Source organism: Micrococcus sp. M4NT (assembly GCF_033790745.1).
Lineage (GTDB): Bacteria > Actinomycetota > Actinomycetes > Actinomycetales > Micrococcaceae > Micrococcus.
In genome coordinates this window covers 38671-64065 of record NZ_JAMYEH010000004.1, presented here as the reverse complement: position 1 = coordinate 64065, position 25395 = coordinate 38671, and the positions used below count along the sequence as shown (strand labels likewise).

General features: G+C 68.5%; 23 protein-coding genes, 1 tRNA gene and 4 pseudogenes. 12 read left to right on the top strand and 16 right to left on the bottom strand.

Going from position 1 to position 25395, the window contains the following annotated elements; genetic code table 11:
* Positions 1 to 50: 50 nt before the first annotated feature.
* The 5 genes and pseudogenes from NJC10_RS11230 to NJC10_RS03645 form a co-directional block, all read left to right on the top strand.
* A pseudogene (locus NJC10_RS11230) lies at positions 51 to 308 on the top strand (transposase); the annotation flags it as partial.
* Positions 309 to 354: 46 nt separating this feature from the next.
* Positions 355 to 576, top strand: coding sequence for a hypothetical protein (locus NJC10_RS03655; RefSeq protein ID WP_319074654.1), 222 nt, complete (start codon positions 355 to 357; stop codon positions 574 to 576).
* A gap of 12 nt (positions 577 to 588) precedes the next feature.
* Positions 589 to 675, top strand: a pseudogene (locus NJC10_RS11225) (IS3 family transposase); the annotation flags it as partial.
* Positions 676 to 790: 115 nt separating this feature from the next.
* Positions 791 to 1135, top strand: a complete 345-nt coding sequence (locus NJC10_RS03650) for a DDE-type integrase/transposase/recombinase (RefSeq protein WP_319074788.1) — start codon at positions 791 to 793, stop codon at positions 1133 to 1135.
* An 82-nt stretch (positions 1136 to 1217) separates the two neighbouring features.
* A pseudogene (locus tag NJC10_RS03645) lies at positions 1218 to 2387 on the top strand (IS3 family transposase).
* Between the two features lie 157 nt (positions 2388 to 2544).
* On the opposite strand, the gene NJC10_RS03640 reads toward NJC10_RS03645, so the two are convergent.
* The 3 genes from NJC10_RS03640 to NJC10_RS03630 all read right to left on the bottom strand — a co-directional run bounded on the left by NJC10_RS03640 (position 2545) and on the right by NJC10_RS03630 (position 5607).
* Positions 2545 to 2617: transfer RNA gene (locus tag NJC10_RS03640), tRNA-Asn, on the bottom strand.
* Between the two features lie 278 nt (positions 2618 to 2895).
* On the bottom strand, positions 2896 to 4833 hold the full coding sequence (gene dnaG, locus NJC10_RS03635) for a DNA primase (RefSeq protein ID WP_319074652.1): 1938 nt from the start codon (positions 4831 to 4833) through the stop codon (positions 2896 to 2898).
* Between the two features lie 102 nt (positions 4834 to 4935).
* Positions 4936 to 5607: a hypothetical protein gene (locus NJC10_RS03630; RefSeq protein WP_319074650.1), complete on the bottom strand. Its 672-nt coding sequence runs from the start codon at positions 5605 to 5607 to the stop codon at positions 4936 to 4938.
* Positions 5608 to 5702: 95 nt separating this feature from the next.
* On the opposite strand from NJC10_RS03630, the gene NJC10_RS03625 reads away from it, so the two are divergent.
* Both NJC10_RS03625 and NJC10_RS03620 read left to right on the top strand, forming a co-directional pair.
* Positions 5703 to 7310: an anthranilate synthase component I family protein gene (locus NJC10_RS03625; RefSeq protein WP_319074649.1), complete on the top strand. Its 1608-nt coding sequence runs from the start codon at positions 5703 to 5705 to the stop codon at positions 7308 to 7310.
* Positions 7311 to 7319: 9 nt separating this feature from the next.
* Complete coding sequence (locus NJC10_RS03620) at positions 7320 to 8123, top strand: NAD-dependent deacylase (RefSeq protein WP_319074647.1); 804 nt, start codon at positions 7320 to 7322, stop codon at positions 8121 to 8123.
* 6 nt (positions 8124 to 8129) lie between these two features.
* Here NJC10_RS03620 and NJC10_RS03615 read toward each other — a convergent pair whose 3' ends face one another.
* A complete protein-coding gene (locus NJC10_RS03615) occupies positions 8130 to 9452 on the bottom strand; it encodes a deoxyguanosinetriphosphate triphosphohydrolase (RefSeq protein ID WP_319074787.1) in 1323 nt (440 codons plus the stop codon).
* A 52-nt stretch (positions 9453 to 9504) separates the two neighbouring features.
* Positions 9505 to 10845: a tRNA dihydrouridine synthase DusB gene (gene dusB / locus NJC10_RS03610; protein ID WP_319074644.1), complete on the bottom strand. Its 1341-nt coding sequence runs from the start codon at positions 10843 to 10845 to the stop codon at positions 9505 to 9507.
* Positions 10846 to 10944: 99 nt separating this feature from the next.
* On the opposite strand from dusB, the gene NJC10_RS03605 reads away from it, so the two are divergent.
* Both NJC10_RS03605 and NJC10_RS03600 read left to right on the top strand, forming a co-directional pair.
* Positions 10945 to 12711 carry an AAA family ATPase gene (locus NJC10_RS03605; protein ID WP_319074642.1) on the top strand — a complete coding sequence of 589 codons (1767 nt, stop codon included), beginning with the start codon at positions 10945 to 10947 and terminating at the stop codon, positions 12709 to 12711.
* Positions 12712 to 12722: 11 nt separating this feature from the next.
* A complete protein-coding gene (locus tag NJC10_RS03600; RefSeq protein ID WP_319074640.1) occupies positions 12723 to 13646 on the top strand; it encodes a hypothetical protein in 924 nt (307 codons plus the stop codon).
* 8 nt (positions 13647 to 13654) lie between these two features.
* Here NJC10_RS03600 and NJC10_RS03595 read toward each other — a convergent pair whose 3' ends face one another.
* The 3 genes from NJC10_RS03595 to NJC10_RS03585 form a co-directional block, all read right to left on the bottom strand.
* A complete protein-coding gene (locus NJC10_RS03595) occupies positions 13655 to 14071 on the bottom strand; it encodes an ankyrin repeat domain-containing protein (protein ID WP_319074638.1) in 417 nt (138 codons plus the stop codon).
* Positions 14072 to 14250: 179 nt separating this feature from the next.
* Entirely contained in the window at positions 14251 to 14838 is a 588-nt protein-coding gene (locus NJC10_RS03590) for a hypothetical protein (RefSeq protein WP_319074636.1), read from the bottom strand.
* Entirely contained in the window at positions 14835 to 15266 is a 432-nt protein-coding gene (locus NJC10_RS03585) for an ankyrin repeat domain-containing protein (protein WP_319074634.1), read from the bottom strand. Before NJC10_RS03585 ends, NJC10_RS03590 begins: the two co-directional genes overlap by 4 nt.
* A gap of 93 nt (positions 15267 to 15359) precedes the next feature.
* Here NJC10_RS03585 and NJC10_RS03580 point away from each other — a divergent pair, with 93 nt between their 5' ends.
* Positions 15360 to 15614, top strand: coding sequence for an LLM class flavin-dependent oxidoreductase (locus NJC10_RS03580; RefSeq protein ID WP_319074632.1), 255 nt, complete (start codon positions 15360 to 15362; stop codon positions 15612 to 15614).
* Between the two features lie 140 nt (positions 15615 to 15754).
* On the opposite strand, the gene NJC10_RS03575 is transcribed toward NJC10_RS03580, so the two are convergent.
* Together NJC10_RS03575 and NJC10_RS03570 are read right to left on the bottom strand one after the other, a co-directional pair.
* Positions 15755 to 16696: an NAD(P)-dependent alcohol dehydrogenase gene (locus tag NJC10_RS03575; protein WP_258301018.1), complete on the bottom strand. Its 942-nt coding sequence runs from the start codon at positions 16694 to 16696 to the stop codon at positions 15755 to 15757.
* Between the two features lie 62 nt (positions 16697 to 16758).
* A complete protein-coding gene (locus tag NJC10_RS03570) occupies positions 16759 to 17481 on the bottom strand; it encodes an SDR family NAD(P)-dependent oxidoreductase (RefSeq protein WP_258301019.1) in 723 nt (240 codons plus the stop codon).
* A 193-nt stretch (positions 17482 to 17674) separates the two neighbouring features.
* On the opposite strand from NJC10_RS03570, the gene NJC10_RS03565 reads away from it, so the two are divergent.
* Complete coding sequence (locus tag NJC10_RS03565) at positions 17675 to 18133, top strand: TetR/AcrR family transcriptional regulator (RefSeq protein WP_017824304.1); 459 nt, start codon at positions 17675 to 17677, stop codon at positions 18131 to 18133.
* 12 nt (positions 18134 to 18145) lie between these two features.
* Here NJC10_RS03565 and NJC10_RS11220 read toward each other — a convergent pair whose 3' ends face one another.
* The 6 genes and pseudogenes from NJC10_RS11220 to NJC10_RS03535 form a co-directional block, all read right to left on the bottom strand.
* Positions 18146 to 19036 (bottom strand): hypothetical protein, encoded by an 891-nt coding sequence (locus NJC10_RS11220; protein WP_017824303.1) that lies wholly within the window; start codon positions 19034 to 19036, stop codon positions 18146 to 18148.
* A 412-nt stretch (positions 19037 to 19448) separates the two neighbouring features.
* Positions 19449 to 19910, bottom strand: a pseudogene (locus NJC10_RS11215) (relaxase/mobilization nuclease domain-containing protein); the annotation flags it as partial.
* Complete coding sequence (locus NJC10_RS03550) at positions 19907 to 20497, bottom strand: hypothetical protein (RefSeq protein WP_031307331.1); 591 nt, start codon at positions 20495 to 20497, stop codon at positions 19907 to 19909. The pseudogene NJC10_RS11215 and the gene NJC10_RS03550, both read right to left, overlap by 4 nt.
* Positions 20494 to 22422, bottom strand: coding sequence for a Rep family protein (locus NJC10_RS03545; protein ID WP_083871812.1), 1929 nt, complete (start codon positions 22420 to 22422; stop codon positions 20494 to 20496). Before NJC10_RS03545 ends, NJC10_RS03550 begins: the two co-directional genes overlap by 4 nt.
* Complete coding sequence (locus tag NJC10_RS03540; RefSeq protein WP_319074621.1) at positions 22422 to 22568, bottom strand: hypothetical protein; 147 nt, start codon at positions 22566 to 22568, stop codon at positions 22422 to 22424. Before NJC10_RS03540 ends, NJC10_RS03545 begins: the two co-directional genes overlap by 1 nt.
* Before the next feature lie 568 nt (positions 22569 to 23136).
* Entirely contained in the window at positions 23137 to 24579 is a 1443-nt protein-coding gene (locus tag NJC10_RS03535; RefSeq protein ID WP_017823593.1) for a recombinase family protein, read from the bottom strand.
* 38 nt (positions 24580 to 24617) lie between these two features.
* Between NJC10_RS03535 and NJC10_RS03530 the strand changes: the two genes are divergently transcribed.
* A complete protein-coding gene (locus tag NJC10_RS03530) occupies positions 24618 to 25394 on the top strand; it encodes an LLM class flavin-dependent oxidoreductase (protein ID WP_319074619.1) in 777 nt (258 codons plus the stop codon).
* Position 25395 lies beyond the last annotated feature (1 nt).

Genomic DNA, 25395 nt, shown 5'->3' with positions numbered 1-25395 from the left:
AGACGGGTGAATCGCCCCGGGTCTGGTGGAGGCTCTGATCCAACGGAGGGATGCAGAGCATGCCAGCACCACGGAAGTACCCCGACGAGCTCCGCGGACGCGCCACGCGGATGACCCGGGAAGCCCGTCAAGACCCCGCCACGAGGTCTGGAGCGTTCCGCCGAGTCGGTGAACAGCTCGGGATCAATCCCGAGACGCTGCGCAACTGGGTCCGCCAAGCCGAGATCGACCGCGGCCACCGTCCTGGAATCACGACCAGCGAAGCCGCTCGGGTGGCCGAGCTGGAGAAGGAGAACCGTGAGCTGCGGCGGGCGAACGCGATCCTGCGCTCGGCGTCGGCGTTCTTCGCGGCGGATGCTCGAGACGCCCACAGCGCTGATCGTGGACTACATCGACGAGCACAAGCACGACTTCGGTGTCGAGCCGATCTGCGCCACGCTGTCCGCGGCAGGCACACAGATCGCACCGAGCACGTACTACGCGGCCAAGACGCGCCCGCCCTCGGCACGCAGCCTCTCGGACGCGAGGCTGCTTGTTCAGATCCGGCGGGTGCACGAGGCCAACGACGGGGTCTAGGGGGCCCGAAAGGTCCACGCGCAACTGCGTCGGGAGGGCCTGCAGGTGGCCCGGTGCACGGTCGCGCGGCTCATGCGGGCCGCAGGCCTGCGCGGGATCAGCCGCGCGAAGGGTCCGCGCACGACAGTGCCGGGCCGGGGACCGGATTCTCGCGAGGATCTGGTGCAGCGCGATTTCACCGCAGCTGCCCCGAATCAGCTGTGGGTCGTAAGACATCACCTACTGCCGCACCTTCACGGGATGGGTGTACGCCGCGTTCATCATCGACGTGTTCTCCCGCCGGGTGCTGGGGTGGCAGCTGTCGAAGTCGCTGCGCACGGACCTGGCCCTGGACGCGTTGGAGATGGCGTTCTGGACGCGTCAGCGTGCAGGCCAAGACGTGGCCGGGCTACGGCATCACAGCGATAAAGGAGTCCAGTACGTTGCGGTGCGATACACCCAGCGGCTATCCGAGGCCGGTGCAGTCGCCTCGGTCGGCTCGACGGGGGACTCGTATGACTGTCAGCCTCTGAGGGCCGGATTCCGCGAGGATGAGGAAGTCCTGGCCGTGGTGCTCTGACCCATCTCTACGATGGGACTGATGCGCGTGTAGGTGACATACGATCTGTGGTGTTACCACACCACAGGGAAGGATGTGCACCATGCCCGCCCCCTACCCCCAAGAGTTCCGCGACGACGTCGTCCGCGTCGCCCAGAACCGTGAGCCCGGCACCCACTTGAAGCAGATCGCGAAGGACTTCGGGATCAGCTTCTCCTGTCTGACGAACTGGATGCGCCAGGCCGAGATCGAAGCCGGGAACAAGCCCGGCCCCACCAAGGCCGAGGCCGAAGAACTCCGCGCAGCCCGCCGCAGGATCCGGCTGCTCGAGCAGGAGAACGAAGTCCTACGCCGCGCCGCGGCCTACCTCTCCCAGGCGAACCTGCCGAAAAAATGATGTACCCGCTCGTGTCCGAGCTCGCCGCTGACGGTGTCCCCGTGGCGGTGTCCTTGCGGGTCCTCAAGCTCGCCCGCCAGCCCTACTACCGCTGGCGGCAGAAGCCCATCACCACCTCTGAGGTGGAGCAGGCCTACCGGGCCAACGCGCTACACGACGCGCACCTCAACGATCCGGAGTTCGGGTACCGGCTGTTGCGGGACGAGGCCGAGGCGGCCGGGGAACCCATGGCCGCCCGGACTGCCTGGCGGCTCTGCCATGAGAACCAGTGGCACTCCGCATTCGGGGCTAAGCACGGCAAGAACGGATGCCGGCCCGGCCGTGCATGATGACCACGTCCGACGCCAGTTCACCGCGGAAGCCCCGAACCGGCTCTGGCTGACCGACATCACGGAGCACCCCACGGGTGAGGGCAAGCTCTATCTCTGCGCGATCAAGGACGTGCACGCCGGGCGGATCGTGGGGTACTCCATGGCCTCACGGATGCAGGCCTCGTTGGCCGTGAACGCCCTCGAACAGGCCGTGGCCCGCCGCGGCGGCGCCTCGGTGGTGGCCGGGTGCATCGTGCACTCGGACCGCGGCTCGCGATTCCGCTCGGCCCTATTCCAGGACGGGCTCACTCGCCACGGGCTGATCGGCTCGATGGGCCAAGTCGGCTCAGCCGGGGCCAACGCGGCCATGGAATCCTTCTTCGCGCTGCCGCAGAAGAACGTGCTGGACCGGCGTGACTGGGACACCCGGGACGAGCTGCGGGCCGGGATCATCACCTGGATCGAGCGGACCTACCACCGCCGCCGCCGGCAGGTGCGCCTGGGCCGATTGACGCCGGTCGAGTACGAGTTGATCATGGACCACACGCCCGCAGACGCGGCGTGAAGACGACTGTCACCTATGGGTGCATCAGTCCCTACCTGAGGTCCTGGACGTCACTCTGGCCGACCTCTTGGGCCCGGACATTCTCCAGGTACGACGAAGCCCCCACACCGACCTGGTCGGTGCAGGGGCTTCGCGGATTTCAAGAGCTCCTACTGAGCTCCTCCGGTTGGACTCGAACCAACAACCCTTCGATTAACAGTCGAATGCTCTGCCAATTGAGCTACGGAGGAATGCGTCTCGGGCGATCCAGCCGCCCGAGCAACGGAGGAAACACTACCAGAACGGATGGGTCTGCGCCACCCGAGCGCCGTCGCCGCCTCCTCGTCTGAGGCCGCCGGGCACGACGCCGCCTTCGATGTGATCGACGCCGAGAGCAACGAGGTCGTCGAGATCGACTGAACGGCGCGCCACTGATCGGTACGCCACCGATCCGCGCCGTCGCCGCCACGGGCAGCGCGGGACCCCGTCACGCCTCGACGTGGCGGGGTCCCGCTCTGCCCGTGGCCCCTCAGTCGTCGGCGCGCAGGGCCCGTCGCCGGGCCTCGAGTTCCATGAGCTCGCTGTTGAGGCGCATGAACTCGGCCGGATCGCCCTGCGGGCCCAGACGCTGCAGCTGACCCAGCAGCTCCTCCTTGCGGTGCACGATCTGGAGGGCGAAGAGGCGGTTCATGATGTCCCGGCAGTAGCGGTCCACGTCCGCCTCGGTGCGGGCGGGCAGGTCCCGGACCGCCAGCTCGGAGACGACGCCGCCCACCTCCTCGGGGACCGCGTCCCGCACGGCGTCCACCCAGCGCGCGGGCGTGGCGCCGGAGGAGCCCGCCGCCATGACGCCCCGGTGCACGGCCGCGAACTGCGGCACGGTGAAGCGCGCCTCGTACAGCGCCGTCCACTGCTCGGCGGAGAGCAGTGTGGGGTGCTGCAGCACCACCTCGAGCGACTCGCGCTCGCGCCGGGCCACCGGATCGCGCGGGTCCACGCGCACGAGCAGCGGCTCCACGGGGACCTGCGGGGCCTCGCCCGACGCCGGGTCCGCCGACGTGGGGGTGGCCGAGGTGGGGTTCGCCGACATCGAGGCGGCGGGCGTCGCCTGCTCTCCCCGTTCGCCGCGCTCGGAGCGTGGGGTGGAGCGCGCCGCGGCGGCGACGGCCCGGTGCACCGCGTTCGGATCGAGCCCGAGCCAGCCCGCGAGCTCGCGCTCATACCCGGGGCGCAGCACGGAGTCCTTGATGCCGGCCACGATGGGCGCGGCATGGCGCAGGGCGCCGGCGCGGCCCTCCACGGTGTCCAGATCGTAGTCCTTCAGACCGGCGCGGATGGCGAACTCGAAGAGCGGGCGGCGGGAGGCGATGAGCGCGCGCACGGCCTCGTCGCCCTTCTGCTGACGCAGGTCGCAGGGGTCCATGCCGCTCGGCTCCACCGCCACGAAGGTCTTGGCGAGGAAGCGGTGGTCCTCGTCGAACGCCTTGAGCGCGGCCTTCTGCCCGGCTTCGTCGCCGTCGAAGGTGAAGATCACCTCGCCGCCCGTGCCATCGTCCGAGATCAGCCGGCGCGCCACCTTGATGTGGTCCGCGCCGAACGCGGTGCCGCACGTGGCCACGGCCGTCCCGACGCCCGCCAGGTGCGCGGCCATGACGTCCGTGTAGCCCTCCACGAGCACGAGCTGGCGCTCCTTCGCGATGGCCCGCTTCGCCAGGTCGATGCCGTAGAGCACCTGCGACTTCTTGTAGAGCTGCGTCTCCGGGGTGTTGAGGTACTTGGGGCCCTGGTCGTCCTCGTAGAGCTTGCGCGCGCCGAAGCCGATGGTCGCGCCCGTCATGTCCCGGATGGGCCACAGCAGGCGGCCACGGAAGCGGTCATAGAGGCCGCGCTGGCCCTCCGAGAACAGGCCAGTGGCCCGCAGCTCGTCGTCGCGGAAGCCGCGCTGGCGCAGGTGGTCCAGGAGCGTGGACCAGCCCTGGGGCGCGTAGCCGTTGGCGAAGCGCTCGGCGTGCTCCTGGGTGAAGCCGCGGCCGGTGAGGAAGTCCCGCGCGGTCTGGGCCTCCTTCGAGCCGAGGGCGCGCCGGTAGAACTCGTCCGCGATCTTGTTGGCCTCGAGCAGGCGCTGGCGTCTGCCCACCTCGGCGCGGTCAGGACCGGCGCCGTCCTCGTAGTGCAGCTCGACGCCCACCCGCGCGGCCAGGCGCTCGACCGTCTCGGTGAACGTGGTGTGCTCCTGCGCCATGAGGAACGCGATGACGTCCCCGTGCTCGCCGCACCCGAAGCAGTGGTAGGTCCCGACGCCGGGGCGCACGTGGAAGGACGGGGTCCGCTCGTCGTGGAACGGGCACAGGCCCTTGTAAGAGCCGACGCCTGCCGAGCGCAGCGTGACGAACTCCTCCACGACGGCCTTCAGATCGGCGCGCTCGCGGACGAGGTCGATGTCCTTGCGCACGATCAGTCCGGCCATGCGGACCATTCTAGGGAGGCGGCGACGCGCTCAGCCCCGGGCGGACGCGCGGGTGGGGACGAGAGCCGAGGCCGCGCTGGCGGTGCAGGAGCCGCGTCGGCCTCAGGCGTCCGCCAGGCCGGCGCGCTGGGCGGCGGCGTCCAGGGAGGCGACATCGGCCGGCACCACCATCGTGGTGTCCTGCGGCTGGAGCACGGCGGTGACGGGTCCGTCCGTGCCCGGGCCCAGGACGCCCGTCACGGTGGTGGCGTACCAGACGCCCTCGCCGTCGCCCGGAGTGAGGAACCAGAGGTAGTCCTCGTCCGGGGCCGCGAGGGCGTCCCCCGCCATCGTCTGCCCCACCCGCACGTGGACGTCCACGCGCACCTGGCCCGCGGCCGAGCCCTTGAGGACCTGTCCCACGTCCACCATCAGTGTCGTGGCACCCTCGAAGCCACCGGCGCGTTCGCGGACCGCGGCGACGGTCCCGCACACCACCAGCTCCGACCGTTCCGCCAGGTCCACGAGGGAGCCGGCGGGTTCGACCTCCTCGGCGATGACCAACTCCGCGGGCCGCCAGAACTCGAGCGCAGTCGCGGAGACCCCTGGGACGCTCTCCGCGGTCTCGCGCACGTCGGGCTCGCGCACCTCCGCGCCGCGCTCCGTGGGCAGCGCCGCCTCGGACGGGGTGGGCTCTGCGGCACACCCGGCCCCGGCCAGCATGGCGACGGCCGCCAGCGCCGCGAAGCCGCTGCGGCGGTGCCGGCGGAGAGGCGAGGAGTGCGAGAGGGCCATGCCCCACCCTAGGCAGACGCCACGCATGAGGCCGATCACGGCGAGGGCACGGTTCAGTCACGATCGACGCGGGTGGGGCTCCTACAGTGGTCCCCATGCCCACCCCGCCTCGGCCCCCCGCGTCCGCGCCGCTGCACATCGCCACCCGGGTCCTGGACGCGGGCGCCCTCACGGGGCTCGGGCACACCGCCGCGAGCGCGGCCGGCGCCGTCGCCGAGCACGCCGTCGTGCGCGGCGCCCCCTCGTTCTGGCTCGACTCCGCCCTGCCGGACGCGGGCGAGGCGCGCTGGAGCATCGTGGGCGACGCCGTCGACGTCCTGGGCGAGGACGCCGCCGACGGCTCCCCCGAGGCCGTCCCCTCGCCGGGGCCGCGCGTGCTCCGCCGGCCGGACCCCCGCGACGCCGAGGCAGCCTGGGCTGAGCTGGCCGCGGCGTCGGCCCCGCGCCCCGTGGTCGGCGGGGAGGGCCTGCCGCTGCGCGGCGGGCACGTCGGCTTCCTCGGCTACGAGCTTGGCCTCGCCGACCTCGGCGTCGCCCCGCCCGCAGCCGGTCCGGCGGACCCGGCGCCGCTGCCCGCGCTGTTCTGGCTGCGTCCCAGCCGGTACGCGGTCGTGGACCATCACGACGGCTCGCTCACCTGCTGCGTCGTCTCCCTGGACGCGGCCGCGGCAGAGCGGGGCGTCGAGGCGTGGGCGGCCCGCGTGCGCGACGCCCTCACCGTCCCCCGGGCGCACGCGGCACCAGCCGGGGACGGCGGGCGCGCGCCGTCGTCGTCGGGGGTGGCGGGGGCAGCCGGAGGGGCCCAGGTGGCCGGGCGATGGCGCGAGGATCGGGCTGCGTACACCGCCCTGATCGAGCGGAGCCACGGAGCGCTGCGCGAGGGCGAGTCCTACGAGCTGTGCCTGACCACCCGCTTCGACGTGGACCCGGCCGTGCGCGTGGACCCGCTCGTCCTGTTCCGGGACCTCGCGGCGCACCACCCCACCCCGTACGCGGCGCTGATCGAGCACGGCGCCGGCCCGGACCGCTGGGCCGTGGTCTCCGCCTCCCCCGAGCGCTTCCTCTCCGGCCGGGACGGGAGGTACAGCACCAAGCCGATCAAGGGCACCGCGGCCCGGCACGCGGATCCGGCCGAGGACGCCGCCGCGGCCCGCGCGCTCGCCGCCGACCCCAAGACGCGCGCCGAGAACCTCATGATCGTGGACCTGCTGCGCAACGACCTCACGCGTGTGTGCGTGCCCGGCTCCGTGCAGGTGCCCTCGCTCATGGCGGTCGAGTCGTACGCGTCCGTGCACCAGCTGGTCTCCACCGTCACGGGCCGTGCCCTCCCGGGGCTGACCGCCGTGGACGTGGCCCGCTCCCTCTTCCCCGGCGGGTCCATGACGGGCGCGCCGAAGCGGCGCACGGTCGAGCTGCTGGCGCAGTGGGAGGGGGCGCCGCGCGGGGTCTATTCGGGGGCGCTCGGCCTGCTCAGCGCGGACGGGGCGTGCGAGCTGAGCATCGTGATCCGCACGGCGGTCCTCGCCCCGGGAGCCGACGACGACGCGACCGGAGGCTCAGGCCGCTGGTCGATCGGCGCGGGCGGGGCGATCGTCGCCGACTCGGACGCCGACGCGGAGTACGACGAGGTGCTGCTCAAGGCGGGGGCGCTGCGCCGGGCGTTCGCACGGGTGACCGGCAGCGGGGACGCGCGCCCCTCGTAGGCTGGGCTCATGGGCGACCAGACCTCCGCCCCGCTCGACTCCCCCGACCTCGAGGCCGTCCGCCGCCTGATCCGCGCCGCCGAGCGCCCCGTGGTGCTCACCGGCGCGGGCATGAGCGCCGAGTCCGGCGTGCCGACCTTCCGCGACGCGCAGACCGGCCTGTGGGAGCGCTTCTCCCCCGAGGCGCTCGCCACGGAGGAGGCGTTCCTCGCCGATCCCGCGCTGGTGTGGTCCTGGTACCGCTGGCGCGCCCGCATGGTCCGGGCCGTCGCCCCGAACGCGGGGCACGCGGCCGTCGCGGCCTGGCAGGAGCGGGTGCCCGCGCTCGAGGTCGTCACGCAGAACGTGGACGACCTCCATGAGCGCGCCGGCTCCCGCGTGCTCTCGCACCTGCACGGGTCCCTGTTCGCGTTCCGGTGCGCGGAGTGCGGGGCGCCCGCGGACGTGGACCCCGGCGCCGCCGACGACGGCGCGGCGGGCTCCGAGGCCGACCTCGAGGCGATGCTGGGGCACCAGCCGCCGCCGTGCTCGGTGTGCGGCGAGGGGCTCGTCCGGCCGGGGATCGTGTGGTTCGGCGAGATGCTCCCCGCCGACGCATGGGACCGCGCCTATGCCGCGCTGGAGGCGTGCGATCTGGCCGTCGTGATCGGCACCTCGGGCGTCGTGCAGCCGGCGGCGTCCCTGCCGTTCGTCGCGCTGGGGGCCGGCGCCGCCGTCGTCGAGGTGAACCCGGAGCCCACCGAGCTCACGCCCGCGATGACGCACAGCCTGCGCGGGCGCGCGGGCGAGGTGCTCCCCTCCCTGCTCGGCTGAGCTCGCTCAGATCCAGACGCGCGTGAAGGTCTCCCCGCGCACCAGTGTGTGGTGCCACTCGATCGCGGTGGAGTCGGTGAGCGAGGCGACCTGGTCCAGGACCACGCGACGGCGCGCGGCGTCGTCGTCGGCCTCACGCCAGTCGTGCGCGAACATCGGATCGAGGTACTTCTCCCCCGTGGTGTCCAACAGCTCCACGAGCTCCGCGAGCACCTCGCGCTGGCGCGCGTAGAGCGGCTGGCGCTGCTCCGAGGTCATCACGTAGGCGGCGGCGATCCCCTTCATCACGGCGATCTCCACCTCGGTCTCGGCCGGCACCACGACGTCGGCGTTGTGGCGCGTGAGCGGATCGTTGCCGAACACCTGCCGGGTGGCGTCGAAGGCCGCCGTGGAGAAGCGGCCGATCAGCTGGCTCGTCATGTCCTTCATCGCCGCGAGCGCACGGCGGGAGCCGTCCATCTCGCCCACCCAGACGTCCGTGGCCTCGAGGCGCGCCAGGCCCGCCTCGATCTCCGCCGGGTCCGTGACGGGCAGGTACCACTGACGCGTGGTCTCGACGACGCGCTCCCGGTGCTCGGGGACCGTGTCCAGCCACTTGAGCTGGAACGCGGCGTTGACCACGCCGTCCTCCACGTCGTGCACCGAGTAGGAGATGTCGTCGGCGAGGTCCATGACCTGCGCCTCCATGGACGTCCGCGCCCCGGGGACGCCCTCGCGGAACCAGCGGAACACCGGCAGGTCGTCCTCGTAGACCCCGAACTTCCGGGAGCGGGTGCCGTCCGGACGCAGGGGCGCGTTCTCACGGGTCCAGGGGTACTTGCACGCCGCGTCGAGGGCGGCGCGGGTCAGGTTGAGACCCGCGGAGGTGCCGTCCGAGAAGAGCTTCTTCTGCTCGAGGCGGGCGAGCAGGCGCAGGGTCTGGGCGTTGCCCTCAAAGCCGCCTGCCTCCTCCGCGATCGCGTCCAGGGCCTTCTCCCCGTTGTGGCCGAACGGCGGGTGGCCGAGGTCGTGCGAGAGGCACGCCGTGTCCACGAGGTCGGGGTCGCAGCCGAGGGAGCGCCCGAGCTCGCGGCCCACCTGGGCCACCTCGAGCGAGTGCGTGAGGCGGGTGCGGGCGAAGTCGTCCGCGTCCGGGGCCACCACCTGGGTCTTGGCGCCCAGGCGGCGCAGGCCCGCGGAGTGCAGCACGCGGGCGCGGTCCCGCTCGAAGTCCGAGCGGTACGAGGACTTGGGCGGCTCGGGCAGCCAGCGGTCCCGGTCCCGCGGTGCGTAGCCGGGCGTCTCCGCGGGACGCCCCGCGTAGGGCGGGCGTCCCGCGGGGCCGAACAGCGCAGGCTGGGAGGCGGGCCCGTACGCGGCGGCGCGCGCCGGCGTCGTGCCCTCAGCCACCGGAGACGTCCAGCTCGGCGGCCGCGATCATGGCCTGCTGCTCGGCGTTGAGCTCGCGGGAGTCCAGCCAGCCGTCCGGCAGGTGGGGCCGCTTGGGGGCGCCGGAGCGGCCGCGCGGGCCCTCGGCGTCCAGGCCCGGGTACGGCTGCTCCCGGTCCACGCGCGCGAGGATCTCGCGCATGGCCTCCAGGGTGGGCACCGTGGAGAGCGCCGTGCGGATCTCGGAGCCCACGGGGTAGCCCTTGAAGTACCAGGCCACATGCTTGCGGATGTCCCGCAGCGCCTTGAGCTCGTCCCCCTCGAAGGTGTCCACGAGCAGCTCCGCGTGGCGGTACAGCGTGTCCGCCACCTGCCCGAGCGTGGGCTGGAAGCGCTCCTGACGTCCCTCGAACGCTGCCTGCAGGTCCCCGAACAGCCACGGGCGGCCCTGGCAGCCGCGCCCGATCACGACGCCGTCGACGCCGGTCTGCTCGACCATCGCGATCGCGTCCTCGGCGGACCAGATGTCCCCGTTGCCGAGCACCGGGATGTCCGGCAGCGCCTCACGCAGGCGCGCGATGTCCTCCCACACGGCGGTGCCGGAGTAGAACTGGCGCGTCGTGCGGCCGTGGAGCGCCACAGCGGCGACGCCGAGGTCCCGTGCGGTGCGGCCGGCGTCGAGGAAGGTGAGGTGGTCCTCGTCGATGCCGCGGCGCATCTTGACGGTGACCGGGATGTCCTTCTTGGAGGCCTCCGTGACGGCGGCCTTCACGATCGAGGCGAAGAGCTCCGACTTCCAGGGCAGCGCGGAGCCGCCGCCGCGGCGGGTGACCTTGGGGACGGGGCAGCCGAAGTTCATGTCGATGTGGTCGGCGCGGTCCTCCTCCACGAGCATGCGGACGGCGGCGCCCGTGGTGACGGGGTCCACCGAGTAGAGCTGCACCGAGCGGGGCACTTCGTCCGGATCGTGCTTGATGATCCGCATGGACTCGGGCTTGCGCTCCACGAGGGCGCGGGCGGTCACCATCTCGTTCACGTAGAGGCCGCCGCCGTACTCGCGGCACAGGCGGCGGAAGGCCGTGTTGGTGATGCCGGCCATCGGGGCGAGGACCACGGGGACGTCCACCGTGAGGGGGCCGAGCGTCAGAGGCGGCAGCGTCAGGCGGTCCGTGGTGGGCGCGGCGTGCCGGCCCACGTGCAGCTGGTCGTCGTCGGCGATCCGGCGGCCCGCGCCGGCGGCCTTCGCGTAGAGGGCGGCGTTCGGGTCCACGCCGGGGGCGTCGACGGCAGGGGCGTCCACCAGCGGGGCGGCGGGCGTGCCGAGAGCGGCGGAGAGGTGGGGAGAAGCACTCATGTCAAGGCCCATTCTTCCACCAGCACGGAGGGACTGAACAACCAGGCCCCCTCGTAGCCACCCCTTTCCCCGCGTTGTGACCTGCTGTATCCTCAGGCAATGTTAGCAATGTCGCGCGAAAGGCGCACGATGAAAATCACGGTCAGAAATTTTAAAAGTCTTGGCCAGGGTTCCCTAGACCTTTCTCGAGGAAAGACCACCATTTTGACGGGAATGAATAGTAGTGGCAAGTCGTCGTTAATTCAGTCCCTCCTGTTTATAGCGCAAACTGCACACGCAGACGGGAGAATTGCCCCCAACGGCCCGCTAGCACGATTAGGATCCCCGCGCGATCTCGTTCGCGACGGCGAGAAACCAGGGCCGATCTCATTTGACATCGAGGGAACTCTCCGCCCTACACCGTTTTTTAGCGCTCAAAATCGGCAGAGCCCCGATCGACGCAGTCAACATGTCTTTTGCCATATCAAATTATCAACGTCGAGGGATGAGCAAGATTTTTCAATCGCCGAACTTCGAACGGGTACGGGCGGGGAAGAATTTGTATTTAGTGCAATCAAGGCACAGGGAGCCGACCGTGAGACGGCACTCTCTGCCCTGTCCGAGTTAAATCCTACTGACGCGCTGCACTTGAAGCACTCACTAAGGAGGACGTATCTGGTGATGCGGGGCTTTGCCCCCCTGGGAATTGTTCAAGTGATGGACCCACCTAAGATGGAGGAGCAGCTCACGGGCCTTCTGGGTAAAACACTTTCTTCGAGTGCAACAAAGACTGGCATTACGTCTCAGAGCCAAAAGGCACTCTCTCGAATGCAAAGTGACCTGTACTTTTTGATGACGACACTCGTCGGCCCAGCGCAGGAGATGGTCGAGCAAGCCGGATACGTGGAAGAATTCGAAGAAATGCTGTCGTCCTCCGGTTCGGACTTGGCCGCATGGAGGGACTTACCTGATCATATCAAAGACGACCTGATCGAAATTGCCGCAAAAAAATATTCCGAGAGGGGAGCCACGGTCGTTTCGATACGCCACCGCTCAGATAGTCAGTGGCTCGGACCTTCTACCCCTCTGGAATTAATCCTAAAAGAGAAAATGGGCAGTGCCACAAGATGCCTTTCGTGGACGCGCGAATCTCTAATCTCGATTGGTCAAAATGTTCAGCACCTGGGGCCCTTGAGAGACGAACCACGGGTAGCGTGGTCCCAGTGGAGTGAAATCGGGCACGGTCTTCCGGTTGGGCAAAAGGGAGAGTACAGCGCTAGCGTCCTCTCCCAAGAATCCGAACGTGATGTCGAGTTTTACAACCCCCGTCTTCAGGAATCGGATCGGATGTCACTCTCTGAGGCGGTGCAGATCTGGCTTAATGAAATTCAAATTGGTAACAGTGCCAAGACGCAACCCCTGGGAAAGTTGGGCGTGCGAGTGGAAGTCGAACATGAAGGACGATTCCGCGACCTAACCTCTCTCGGGGTAGGCGTTAGCCAGGTGCTCCCCGTGGTCGTCGGACTTCTATCCGTCCCAGCGAATTCTATTTTTTTAATTGAGCAACCAGAGCTGCATCTTCACCCAGCGATGCAATCGCGCCTGGCCGATTTTTTGACTAGGGCTCGTACCGACGTCTGCGTAATTGTGGAGTCACACAGTGACGCGCTCATTACTCGAGTGAGGCGGCGCCTTGCCGAAAAAATAGTCAATGTGAGTGATGTGCATATTGGATTCGTGGAGCCATCCCAATGCGGGTCCACGTGCACATATTTGGATGTTGACCAACAGGGTGATATTGCCATTTGGCCAGAGGGGTTTTTCACTGAAACGCAGGCCGACATCCGTGCAATCTTTGCAGCCAAAGCCGGGATCGGACTGACATGACAATATCATTCTTGGATCTAATTGACCCGGAGATTGTAATCCCTCGGGTCGGCGCTGAGAAATGCAACATTTTTTGGGCCAGAATGATGCTCTACTCTACTGGTAAAGCGGCCGTCGGGCCAGCTACCCAGCATAGACTTAATAAGTTGCTCAGCAATCCAAACTTATTTGAACACCCGCAGTTAGCGCATGACATACTCACCGAAATTTACAGATGGATATCCGTTTCAAGTCCGCTCAAAATCGATATGTCCACCGTAGCTGGACAAGATCAGGGTAGGGTGCATGGACACCACCCACATTACGGAGCTGAAGACTCTGCGGAATTACTGGGTCAAGATCTGCATTATACCGCTGGGCCTGTTATTAAGTTGATACACGCGGATCCGCTCAGTTGGTCCGTCCGCCAAATTCCTTCCAACGGAGTTGGGCTCGTCTTCGACGAATCACCCTGTGCGACGGGAGATTTCTCTCGGGTGTCCGTTGCGCGTGCGCTGGTTTCCGCAGGAAGTAAAATTGACATCCACGCACTATCGCAAATATCTAGTGAGCTATTTCCCCGAATCGTATTTCATGGTTCCTGCTGGTCTCGCGTTACCGACATAACCGTCACCTGGGAGCAACTGCTCCCCAAATTAATTAGGCACCTCTCTGTCTTAAATGATTTCGGAGTGGAGATATTCAATAACTATTCCGTAGCCTCTGACAGATCGGCCCGACTAGGGAGCCTCGGCGTCGAAGCTTCCGCCGAGTCGCCGAATACGCGAAAAAATAGAAAAGCTTGGGCGCAGCGTTTGTTTAATTTCCCAAATGATGGAGGCGATCAGCGGTGCGAGTGGCATACGAAGATTGAGCCGACACGCGGTCGAGTGCATTTTAAAGTTTTGGACGACAAGGTATTGGTTGGCGCCATCGTCGAACACCTCGACACGTGAGGTACCCTTCAACACGCGCTCATCTGCTCGGGCGGCATATCAGCCTTGCCCCTGGCAGCCATCCCGATCCGGCATCGGCGCGATCTTCGAGCCGCCAAACATCTGGCCGTCTCGGGCGCGGAGGGAGTGCCGGCGTCTGAATCGGCCCCTGCGGCGAGCAGCAGCCGCACGGGCGAGACGCCCCCCCTGGACGTGGAGCGGGTGAGGGGGCGCGCACCGCAGTCGATGGTCTGCTCCACGTCGGCACCCACACGAATCAGCATTTCCACGATCCCCGGCTGATCGTTGTACGCGGCGAGGGTTAGGAACGTGTCACGGGAGTTGCTCTGCACGTTCGGGTTGAGCCCGGCCACGATGTACGCCGTTAGCGTGTTCATGTTCCCGGTGCGAGCGGCGTCGAACATGCGACCGGCAAGCTCGAACATCTCCTCGGACGGCTGCCCGGGTCCGCGCCCTAACCCGGAGCGACGGCGTCGGTGGTGTGCTCCTATAGGTGCGCGTCGGCGTCGGGCAGGGCGGGCTTGTCCTTCTGCTGTTCGAACATGCCCGCCCCTCTGCCCTGCACCTCACCCGCGCGTCCGGGTTCAAGTGGCGGGGAACAGGCTCATGGGGCGATCCTCCCATCCGCCACGACCGCCAGCTGAGGCAGGATCCGGCACAGGTCCCGCAGGAACGGCGCCAGCTCCTCCCCCGCCACCGGCTCGGTCCGGACGCCGAGCACGTCCTCCGGCCAGCCCTTGGCCCAGCGCAGCGGCAGCCCGTGGCGCCGGGCCGCGTCCGCCTTGGCCCTCGCCGCGCCGATCCGCCCGCCGCCGGCGCTGCGGGAGATCCTCACCGGGCCGTCCGGGGCGCACGCCGCCTCGGCCGCCTCGCCCACCCGGCGCAGGGCGTCGATCCAGGCGGTGGCGGCGTCGTCGTCGGGAGGGGGCGCGGCGACCTCCCCGGGGGCCATGACGACGCCAGCCGTCGCGTGGAAGCGATCCGCGCGGCAGCGCACGGGCGTCACCCAGGCCGCCACCGGTCGTCCCCCGCCCTGGGACGGGCGCTCGAGGCGGACCGTCGGGTGGGGTCCAGCGACGTCCACCGTCACCGTCCAGGCAGGACCGAGCATCGCCTGCAGCTCCGCGGCGAGAGGGGGGAGATCGGCGCGGAGGCGGTCGTAGAGGACGTCGACGCCGGTCGGACCGCTCACGCGCCGGCCGGCACGCCGTCGCCGTCGAGCAGGGCGGTCAGCTCCGCCGAGCCGAGCATCTGCGCGGTCTGACGGGCGGTGGGGGTGCCGGCGTCGGGGTCGGCCCCGGCATCGAGCAGCAGCCGCGCGGACTGCGCGTCCTGCTTGAACACGGCGCACACCAGGGGCAGCTGGCCGCGGTCGTTGGCGAGGGCCGGGTCCGCGCCGACCTCCAGGAGCATGGCCACGGTCTCGGGGCGGCGGTGGTAGGCGGCGAGCGTGAGGAACGTGTCCCCGCCGGTGTTCTGCAGGTCCGGGCTGACCCCGCGCCGCAGGAACGTGCTCAGCAGGCCGGTCTGCCCGTGGCGGGCGGCGTCGAACAGGCGCCGGGCCAGCTCGAGCTCGTCCTCGTCGACGCGGGCGGGGGTGGTCTTCGGGGTCTCGGGCATGCCCGCCAGTCTTGCCGTTCCGGCCTCTGACAGGGGAGGTCTGGGGCCCGTGACGCCGGGAACACCCCGCAGTCCTTCAGTGTTGAAGGAACCATGACCAAGAAGAACGTGGGATTCCTGAACTTCGGGCACTGGATCCACCGGCCCGGCGGCGAGCCGGACGCCAAGGCGGCGCTGGACGACGTCGTGCGGATGGCCGTGGACACGGAGGCCGCCGGCCTGGACGGCGCGTGGATCCGCATCCACCACTTCCAGCGGTTGTTCTCCAGCCCGTTCCCGATCCTCGCCGCCATGGCCGCGCGCACCGAGCGCATCAGCCTCGGCACCGGCGTGATCGACCTGCGCTAGCGCATGTCGAGGTTGTGACACTCGTACTTTTCGTGCGCACGAGTACTCCCGTCTCACCAGAGGTCGCACCCAGCCGCGGCATGGAAAACAGTCCGCTAGGCGGCAGGACCGCGAACTGGTCCTGCCGCCCACGCCAAGCCTCAGCCCCTGCCAGTTAGCACGAGCTTGCCGTGGACGCCTCCGGCTTCGAGCAGTCGGTGCGCCCGGCTGATGTCCGTCAGTGGGAGCGTGTCCACCACGACGGGTCGCAGGAGACCAGCTTCGGCTGCTCGTGCGACCTCGTCCAGCAGGGTTCTGTCGGGGTTACCCAGCAGCACCCTCACGCGTCGGGTGCCATGCATCGCAGAGGCAGCCACGTAGGCGAGGCTCCGCAGCGGGCGATCGAAGTCGACGGTGATGGTCACCATCCGCCCCTTCCTGGTCAGGCGAGACCGGAACTGCCTCAGCTGCGAGCCGCGGGTGTCGAAGATGACGTCGTAGGGCTCGAGCTCGCGCGGATCCGTCCGGTAGTCGATGACCTCGTCGGCCCCCAGGCCGCGCACGAAGTCAGTGCTGGATTCGCTGGCCAAGGCCGTGACATGGGCTCCGAGCATCTTGGCGACCTGCACGGCGACACTGCCGACGCCTCCTGCCCCGCCGCGGACCAGCACGCGTTCACCATGGCGCAGCCGGGCAGTGTCGCGGAGAGCGGTCAGCGCGGTGGTGCCGCCGGCCAGCAGGGTGACTGCCTCGGTCGGCCCGAGGCCGCTCGGTGCCGCAGAGACGCGCCCCGCCGGGACGGCGACGTACTCGGCGGCTGAGCCGGTCGCACTACCCTCGGCGACGGTGCCCCACACACGATCTCCGACGGTGAGGCCGGTCGCGCCGTCGCCGAGCTCGACGACGACTCCGACGAAGTCTATGCCGATCGACTTCGGGAAGCGCCTGCCCGAGGCCAGCCTGAGCTTTCCCTCCCGCTTGGCGAGATCGCCGCCATTGACCGATGCGGCCTCCACCCGGACAAGGACCTCCGCCGGACCGTGATGCGGTCGCGGAACGTCGACGACTTTCAGGACCTCAGGCGGTCCGTACTCCGTGAACAACGCAGCTCGCATCATTGGCGCAGCGTGGCCTGAGTGCAGGCCGTCTCCGTCTCGTGGCACATTCACCTCGCCAGACCCTCCGGGTGGAAGCGCTCGACGCGGTCTCGCTGGCTGGCCATCTCCCAGTAGATCTCTGCCAGCTCGGCCGGGTCGGCGACGGGGACGCGGGGCCCGCCGTGCTCGTCGAAGGCGGCCGCGGCCTTGGCCGAGGCCTCGCTGCCGTCGATGAGCGAGGCAATGGTCAGAACCCCGACGTAGACGCCTTGGTCTGCGACCTCGGCGTGGAGGCCGTGGAGGTAGTTGCGGGTCGAGGCCATGACGGTGCCGAGACCGGCGAGGTTCGGCATGGGCGCGGCCGCCGAGTTCCCGTCAGCCAAGAGGAACGCACCACCCCCTCGCTCCGACCACTCCGGCAGGAGCGCGTGCGCGATCTCCACGGGCGTGAGCAGCAGCAGTGGAATCAATGCCTGGAGGTCGGTCGCTCGCAGGTCGACGGCCCGGGTGAAGGAGTGGTCGAGCCCGATCGGGCCGTACTCGGCGACGTCGATCCGGCCGAACCTCTCCCGGATGGCGGCGACGAGGCCGGGGACGACTGCGGGGTCGACGAGGTCGGCGGGGAACGCCGCCGCCTCGATCCCCTCGGCCTCCAGCTCGCCGACGAGCGCGTCGAGCCGTTCCCTGCGCCTGGCGACGAGGGCGACCTGGTATCCCTCGCGGCCGAACCTGCGCGCGACGGCCTGGCCGAGACCCGTTCCCGCTCCGAACACGGCGATGACTTTGGACATGACTGTTCCTCCCTACATGACTGAATTACTTGACCGGCAGTCAAGTTGTACTCATGTCAGACTAGGAGTAACCTGACATCTGGATCAAGTTAAGGAGGAGAGGGAATGCGAGCGGACGCGCAGCGCAACAGCGACCGCCTGAAGCAGGCGGCAGTGACGCTGTTCTCCGAGCGCGGCCTCGACGTGCCGGTCAATGGAGATCGCGCGAGCCGCGGGAGTCAGTCACGGCACCCTGTACCACCTGTTCGGCGGCCGGGAAGCGCTTGTCGACGCCGTGATCGTCGATCTGGTCGCAGACCTACTCGACGCAGTTGCGGCCACCGCGCTGGCAGCTGACGACCCCTGGGAGGGCTTCGCCTCCTACGTCATGGCGGTGTGCGAGCTGCAGGTGTCTCACCCCGCCGTCGCCGACGCCGTCACCGGCGCGCTGCCGTCGTCGCCCAGGCTCATGCGGATGTGTGAGCAGACCGCGGTGACGGCGCACCGCATCATGGACAGAGCCCGCGATGCCGGAGTCCTGCGAGGCGACGTCACCACTGACGACCTACTCCAGGTCTTCGCGGCATGCGCGGCGATCGCAGAGAGGGGCGACGGCGTTCAACAGTGGCAGAGGCACGCCGGGTTCGTCCTCGACGGTTTTCGCACTCGGTGACGAAGCTGCGGGCTACCCCCGCCACCTCGGCCACTTCGGCATCCCGCGGCCCTTCCAGGTCTCCACCAGGCCGACGACCCAGCGGACGGACGCGAATAGCCCGTAGCCCGCCGCCGCGAGGCCCACGGTGACCACGAGCCACCGCCCGATGCCGAGCCATACGCTCCCGTCCACATCGAGCGCCCACTGAGCGCCCGTGATGAGCCCGGCGATGCCCATCCAGAGCCCGGCGACGACTACGAGCACCGGCAGGAGCGCGAGACACATCGCGGCGGCAGCCGACCAGAGCTGACGGGCCTCCAGCTTCGCCGTCGCCTGCATGATCCGCTCGGCGCGCTCGTTCGACGCGTCGAGGTTCGCGGTCATCGCAGCCGAGGCCTCCCCGGTGACCTGCTCGACGGCCCTCTGCACGCGCTCTTCGGTCCGCTTCTCCATGCGCTGCACCGCGCCGCCGACCTGGCTCACGAGCTTCTGGTTCGCCCCGGCCTGCGCCTGGAGCCCCTCAATCGCCGAGGCCGTAGCCGCGTGATTCTTCTGCGCCTCGGCGATCAAACTCTGCGAGGCGGCGCTCAGCCGCTTCCCGTCGAGACTCTGCACGAACTCGCTGAGCGTCTGCTCGATCTCGGTCAGCCTGCTCTCGACGCTCTCGATCTGCGGTGACGTGCTGACGGACGGCTGCGAGGTCGACACCCGGTCGATGCGCTTGCTCATCTCCTCGTCCATGACCTTCACGAACCCCGCGAGCTTCTTCTGCTGCTCGGTCAGTCGGTCGATCCTCGCGTTCTGTGCCTCGACGGCGGCGAGGATCGAGTTCAAGGTCTCCGTCGTCTCGGGACTGCTGAGCTGCTGCGGCGATTCGCTCTGCGCGTTCTGCTGCTTCAGCCTGTCGAGCGCTGCGCTCATGGTCCTGCTCCTTCTGCTGCTGGTGGTAGTCGAAGAACGCCCGTGCGCCCTCCGGCGTGAAGTCCGCCGAGAGCGCACTCGTGCGCTTGCGGCGCTCGGCGCGGCCGGACTCGCCGCGGCGGTCCTCGATGTAGAGGGTCCAGGTCTCCTGGCCGGCCTTCTTGCCCTTCTTGCTGACGGTGCTGTGCAGCCGCATCCGCGGCACCTGCTCCTCGTCGTCGCTGAGCTGCTGGCTCTGCTCTGCGATCACCGTTTCGAGGCCGGCCTTGTCCACCGACCGCGGGTCGGCCAAGGCGGCGCTCATCCGGTCGCCCATCTCGCGGTCGAGCCCGCCCTGGACGAAGTCCTCTCGGCGGAGTTCCCAGTCCTTCGGGGCGTGCTCCAGGCGCTTGACGACCGAGAGCCCGTGATCGCGCATCAACTCGTCGTTGGCCGACTGCACGCCCCGCTGGTTCCCGGCCTTGCGGTCGTGGAAAGTGCGGTAGTCCGAGAGCGCCTTGCCAGTCCGGTTGTTGTGGTTGATGACCAAGACATGGTTGTGGGCCTTGCCGCCCCGACCATCGGTATGCGTGACCACGAGCGCGTCGGCATGGGGGTGCATCTTCTTCGCGAGCTGGTAGCCCAGATCGTTCACCCGCTGTACGTCCTCCGGGCTCTTCGGGTCGAACTCCTCGTCGCTGAACGACTGCCGGTAGTGCAGCGCCTCGACATCTCGCTTGGTGTTCTGCGTGAGCGCCTGGGCACGGCGCGCGAAGGTGCCAGGACCGCCTGGCACATCGCACGTGATCGCGATCCCGCGCTCGTCCTCCTTGCCCCGGATGTAGCTTTCGGTGTCCGCAGCGCTGGTACTCGGGCTGTAGTGGGTAGTGCTCATGAGGCCGTCCGATCTCCGAGCAGGGCACGGATCTCGCGCAACAGCACGATCAGCTCGGGCACGTCCGCCGACAGCGCCACCGCCTCACCGGCCCGCGCGCGGCGATCCAGGTCATTGACGTTGATCGCCAGCGGACGCACCTGCGCGGCCAGCTCGCGGGTGTCCGCCGAGGCCTGCACGCGCGCCTCGACCCCGAGCAGGTGTGCGGCCACGGCGGCGTCCAGCTCCTCGCTCCGCGAGGCGTGCAGAGCATCGCGCACGACGCTCCGCACCCACGTGCTCGGAGCCAGCTCGAGGCGATTCGCACGAGTGCGAAGCGCCTCGAGCGTCTCCTCGCCGAAGCGGGTATCGAGCCGCCCGCCGCTGCCACGACGACGCTTCGCGCCGCCGTGATCCGGCCGCACAGCCTCCGCAGCATCCCGACCGGTGTTCACCTGGGAGTCGGTCTGCTGCTCCACCTGTACGGCCGGATGGCAAGCAGTAGCCGCGTCGGACACGGCGCTTCGCTTGTGTCCTCCTTGGCTAGCTTGCGAGGGGCCTCCGGCCCCCTCGACCCCCTGGTGATGCCCATCCAGTTCGGTGCTCATCGCGCACCTCCCTCAACGAGGTGCAGGGGCGAACCGTTGGTCCACCCCCACGTCACTCCGTCTGGGCACATCGCGGCGCGCTGGCCCGAAGGCGTCAGGTACTCGACTGGTGCGCCGATGGTCTTTGCGTGTGCCAACGCTTCAGCCTCGAGGCGCTTGAGATCACTGGCACGCCCCGCCTCCTCCTTCGCGTCCTTCTCCAGGGCCTCGCCGTCGAGGATCTCAATACCGGAGAGCAGCTCACCGACGACCTCGGTCGCCTTGCGGCTGGCGACCGGCTGGAGATTGGCGTGCTGATCGAGCATCGGGCGGAGCAGGAAGTCGCCAACCTGATACGTCGCGGCCTCGCGTTCGGCATCGTCCTCGATCGAGTCCAGCCCGGCGCAGACCTCCCGCATGCTGGCCCGCATCCGGGCGACCTCCTCATAGGCCAGGAAGTCGTCGGTGTCATCCACGAACCCGCGATTCAGCAACATGACGATGCTGTGGATCGTCACCTCGAACACCACCGGGAAACGACCCCACGATTGGTTACGGTCCTCGGCCTTGTGCTGCTTGCCGCTCTTGTCGGTGTACTCACCGGCGAGACCGTCGAGGAACTCCGCGTAGGGCGTGGTCTTGGTGATGATGTTCACCGTGTGCACCAGGCGCGTCGCGCCGTACTTAATGTTCACGTCGGTAGCGCTGGGGTGGTCGTCGAAGACCTGCCACACACCGGAACGACCGCCGAGCGCCTCCATGAGGTCCAGCGCGTTGTAGTCGTCCCAGATGATGACTGGCTGCCCCTTGTAATTCTGCAGTGGCACACGCGGATCCGTGGCGACGTAGTAGCACTCATCCGCATCAAGGTCTCGGAACAGAGTCCGGGCGAACAGCTTGGCCAGCTGTGTCTTGCCCGTGCGCCCCTTGCGCTCGTCTCCGGCCATGCCACCGATGAAGTAGTTCGTACGGTGCCGCGGTGCGGGCTGGTGCAGACGGAAGTCCTGCTGAAGCTTCTGGAGCTTCTCCAGATCCTGCACGTACACACCCGGCTCGTCTTCGCGCACCTGCTTCAACGTCATCTGGCCGTTCATCACCGCAAGGCGGATCTTCATCTTCTTGGCCGCCGCGCCCGAGTGGAAGCCCTGCTTCCGCGCCGCGACCCGTTCGTCAACCGCCATGCGCCAATCGAAGTTCGAGTGCACCTCGTCGTCGGCGTAGAGGTGCTTGCCGAGTTTCTGCTGCTTCTCGTGCTCGTGAGTGAGGTACTCGATGCAGTCGAGGAAGGTGCCCTGCCCCTCCTTCTTGCGCACGCACCCGGGATGCAACTTGTACCCGCGCGCGACCTGGCCGACCGATGCCTGGTTCTTCAGCTGCATGACGACGTGGAAATGATCCGGCTTGTGCTCGCCGAGCACTGCCCGAGGGTTCCCCTCAAGGTCCGACTCGGTGAAGCAGTCCTTGTCATGCAGCACCCATGCGAAGTACTCGACCGACGACTTCGACAGCCGCTTCTCGATCGTCTCGACCGTCAGCAGTACCTCGCCAGTGTCCGGGTGGACACAGTCCGTGGTGATGGTGAAGATGCGTCCCTTGATCTGCTCGGCGTAGTGCCACTTGCCGCCCTCGGCGTACTGGTTGCCGCCCGGATCCACCTCGGTGGGCTCGGGATCCGCAGAATCCACAGTTTCCACAGTGTGGTTTGGGCGGGGGGCGCAAGCTCTAGCCCCCCGCCCAGAGACGCTGGTAGACGTGGGATCCGTGGAATCGGAGGAATCGGAATCCACAGAATCCACACCGATATTCACTTCAAGATGCTCGTCCGTCTGGGGTGCGTTGTTCGTCGTGCTCTTACGCTTGGGAGTCGTGGCCTTGCCCTTACCCTTGCCCGTCGTGGCGGCCTTGCCCTTGCGCTTGGTGGTCTTGCCCTTGTCGGTGATGCTCATCAGCGGCCACCGCCCTTGCCGTAGCGCTTGATGACGGCCTGGTGGGTGACGCCGAGGGCCTCACCGATCCTCACCCAGGTCACGCTCTCGGCGCGGGCATCGGCGACCGCCAGCTTGACGGCCTCCTCCACCGCGGAGCGGAGCACGGCGAGATCGCAGAGGCGAGCCTCAGCCTCAGCGAGGGAGGGATGGCCTTGGTGCCAATGGAAGTCGGTGACATGACCGAACGCTGTGGAGTTGGCACTCATCGCGCACCTCCCATCACGGAGGTGACCACGGCACGCTGCCGCGAGGTCAGAGGAGAGCGGGCCAGGCGCTTGCCAGCCCGGCGACCAGCGGCACGGGCGGCGACGATGACGGGATCAAGATCCTCGCCAGGAGAGGTCAGTGCCCTGTCCTGATTGCGCTCAGGGGTAGGGGCGAGGTCGGTGGCGCGAGGGTCGTCAAGAACGACAGACATCACGGGAGTCCTTACGGGAGGAGCGTTCCGCTCCACTCCCGTCAACGAGGGCGGACTGTTCCCCGTTGCATCTGGACTGCTTCTCGGTTCACCCGGTGGTTACGCGATCCCCGTGTCTCGGTCTGTCGCCACCCGAAACGCCATGAGCGAGGTGGAAACCCGGTGGCGAACCGGGCTGACGCCGACCTCTGATGATGTCTGCAACTATCCTTTCATAACTCGCCTCGCCGTTCAACACCCAGACGGCGTACGAGTCAGCGCCGGCGACTGCGGATCTTGATCAGGTCAGGGTCGAACTTCACGTGACCGGGCACGATGGGCTCGATGGTCACCGTCATCAGCTCGTCCACGAGCATCCGGCGGCGGTCCATGTCCAGGGCCTCCCACTTCTGCTCGACGGCGGCGCGGCGGCCAGCGGAGCCGACCGGATCGTCCACGTCGGCCAACAGCTTCTCCGCCGCCGAATCCGAGCTGTCGCGCAGCTCCTCGTCGAGCTCTCCGATGCGGGTCCTCACGCCCGTGATCGCCTCGGTGATCTCGAGGACGGGCTGGTGCGGATTCCGCAGAAGGGCGCTCAGCTCCTTCACGCGCTCGATGAGGGAGCTCCGCTCGGTCAGCAGCGCCTCGCGGTCCTGCCCGTCGTCCTCCTGCGGCACCACGAGGGCATGCACGTCCGTCTCGGACAAGCGGGTCAACACCGCCTCGGTGACCATCACGTCCACCGGCTCACGCTGACGGGTGAGGTGGAAGTGCTCGCCGCAGCGGTACGTCGGCTGCTTCCGGCTGTTCGTTCCAGAGACGAGAGTCGCGCCGCACTTCCCGCACAGCCCGACCGACGACAGCAGATGCTTCGGCTGATTCCCCTGCCTCGCCGACCTCCGCACGTTGTCATCCAGCTTCGCCACTGCGAGCCTCCACGTCGCCTCGGCGACGATGGGTTTGAACGCCTCGCCCTTGGGGTTCACGGGGTGCAGCTCATTCGACGAGTAGTGCTTGATCAAACCCGCGTAGAGCGGATTCGCCAGCAGATACCGCACCGCGTCCACGGAGAACTCGGACCCGCGGGCGGTTCGGTGACCAGCCTGGTTGAGGTCATCACGGATGCGTCGGATCGACAGGGACGGATCGCCAAGGAACGAGTCGAAGGCGCGTCGGACGGCGTCGGCCTCCTCCTCGATCATCTCTCCGGCCTTAGTCCAGCCGAACGACTTCCAAGCCGACACCGGGATGCCCTCGGCGCGACGGCGCTCGTTCGACCTGATCTGTCGCTCAGCCTTGCGCCGACCCTCGAACCGGGCGAGGGCGGCGAGCATCGTCGCCCGGAACTCGCCGTCGGCCGTCGAGAGGTCGATCTCGCCATCGACGGTGACGACCTGCAGACCGAGGTCGATCAGCGTGTTCAGATCCTTCGTGCTGCGCAGGAGCCGGTCCATGTCCACAGCGACCACCTTCGAGAACCGTCCGGCGCGGGCATCCTGCAGCATCTCGGACCACTTCGTACCATCGCGTCGCCGCTTCGTCGCGGACACCGCATTGTCCTCGTACACCCCGACGATCTCCCAGTCCTTGGCCTCGACCAGCGCCCTGATCTTCTTCAGCTGGGTCTCGAGCGTCCACCGATCGCCCTTGCGATCCATGGATGCGCGGACGTACGCCGCGACCTCGTTCGTCTTCTTCAGCGCCACTCGTTCGACCATGCAACCAAGGCTACTCGATCGGGTGTGTCAACTCCGAGATGCGCTACGAGAATCCCCTCCACCTGGCCGAGGCCGCCGCCACCACGGACCTGCTCTCCGGCGGCCGGCTCGAGCTGGGGATCTCGCGCGGCTCCCCCGAGGCCGCCCTCGACGGGCAGGCCCAGTTCGGGTACACGCCCGAGGACGGGCAGAGCTGGGCGGACCTGGCCCAGGAGCGCGGCCGCCGGTTCCTGGAAGCCGTCCGCGGCGCCCGCCTGGCGACGCCGGACCCGACCTCCGGCTGGTCCTACACCTCCCAGCGGATGCCGGTGGAGCCGCAGTCCCCGGGCCTGGCGGACCGGATCTGGTGGGGGTGCGGCTCCACGTCCTCGGCCGTGCGCGCCGCGCAGGACGGCTACCACATGCTCTCCTCCACCCTGCTGCTGCAGGACGACGGCCGCCCCTTCCACGTGCAGCAGGCCGACCAGATCGCCCGCTACTTCGAGGCCCGCGCCGCGGCGGGGGTGCCGGGGACGGGTCGCACCGCGGTGACCCGCTCGGCGTTCGTCATCCAGGATCGCCAGGACGAGCTGTACTTCGGCCGCGAGCGCCGCTCCCGGGAGTCCGCCGGGCAGCTCGACGGCGCCGCCGCCCGCTCCGGTCCCACCTACGCGGGCAGCGCGGAGGAGGTCGCGGAGAAGCTCGCCGCGGACACCGCCGTGCAGGCCGCCGACTGGGTGCTCTTCGCCAACCCGAACCAGCTCGGCGCCGAGTACAACGCCACGCTCTTCGCGGGCTGGGCCGAGGTGTGGCGGCTGCTCGGCTGGGACGCCTGAG

What these genes read in the sequence shown, in the direction of transcription:
- NJC10_RS03655 (WP_319074654.1), top strand. Translation starts at nt 355, where the DNA reads ATGCTCGAGACGCCCACAGCGCTGATCGTGGACTACATCGACGAGCAC.
- dnaG (WP_319074652.1), bottom strand. Translation starts at nt 4,833, where the DNA reads ATGGCCGGACTGATCGTGCGCAAGGACATCGACCTCGTCCGCGAGCGC.
- NJC10_RS03630 (WP_319074650.1), bottom strand. Translation starts at nt 5,607, where the DNA reads ATGGCCCTCTCGCACTCCTCGCCTCTCCGCCGGCACCGCCGCAGCGGC.
- NJC10_RS03625 (WP_319074649.1), top strand. Translation starts at nt 5,703, where the DNA reads ATGCCCACCCCGCCTCGGCCCCCCGCGTCCGCGCCGCTGCACATCGCC.
- NJC10_RS03620 (WP_319074647.1), top strand. Translation starts at nt 7,320, where the DNA reads ATGGGCGACCAGACCTCCGCCCCGCTCGACTCCCCCGACCTCGAGGCC.
- dusB (WP_319074644.1), bottom strand. Translation starts at nt 10,845, where the DNA reads ATGAGTGCTTCTCCCCACCTCTCCGCCGCTCTCGGCACGCCCGCCGCC.
- NJC10_RS03605 (WP_319074642.1), top strand. Translation starts at nt 10,945, where the DNA reads ATGTTAGCAATGTCGCGCGAAAGGCGCACGATGAAAATCACGGTCAGA.
- NJC10_RS03595 (WP_319074638.1), bottom strand. Translation starts at nt 14,071, where the DNA reads ATGTTCGAGCTTGCCGGTCGCATGTTCGACGCCGCTCGCACCGGGAAC.
- NJC10_RS03585 (WP_319074634.1), bottom strand. Translation starts at nt 15,266, where the DNA reads ATGCCCGAGACCCCGAAGACCACCCCCGCCCGCGTCGACGAGGACGAG.
- NJC10_RS03580 (WP_319074632.1), top strand. Translation starts at nt 15,360, where the DNA reads ATGACCAAGAAGAACGTGGGATTCCTGAACTTCGGGCACTGGATCCAC.
- NJC10_RS03570 (WP_258301019.1), bottom strand. Translation starts at nt 17,481, where the DNA reads ATGTCCAAAGTCATCGCCGTGTTCGGAGCGGGAACGGGTCTCGGCCAG.
- NJC10_RS03565 (WP_017824304.1), top strand. Translation starts at nt 17,675, where the DNA reads ATGGAGATCGCGCGAGCCGCGGGAGTCAGTCACGGCACCCTGTACCAC.
- NJC10_RS11220 (WP_017824303.1), bottom strand. Translation starts at nt 19,036, where the DNA reads ATGAGCGCAGCGCTCGACAGGCTGAAGCAGCAGAACGCGCAGAGCGAA.
- NJC10_RS03550 (WP_031307331.1), bottom strand. Translation starts at nt 20,497, where the DNA reads ATGAGCACCGAACTGGATGGGCATCACCAGGGGGTCGAGGGGGCCGGA.
- NJC10_RS03545 (WP_083871812.1), bottom strand. Translation starts at nt 22,422, where the DNA reads ATGAGCATCACCGACAAGGGCAAGACCACCAAGCGCAAGGGCAAGGCC.
- NJC10_RS03535 (WP_017823593.1), bottom strand. Translation starts at nt 24,579, where the DNA reads ATGGTCGAACGAGTGGCGCTGAAGAAGACGAACGAGGTCGCGGCGTAC.
- NJC10_RS03530 (WP_319074619.1), top strand. Translation starts at nt 24,618, where the DNA reads ATGCGCTACGAGAATCCCCTCCACCTGGCCGAGGCCGCCGCCACCACG.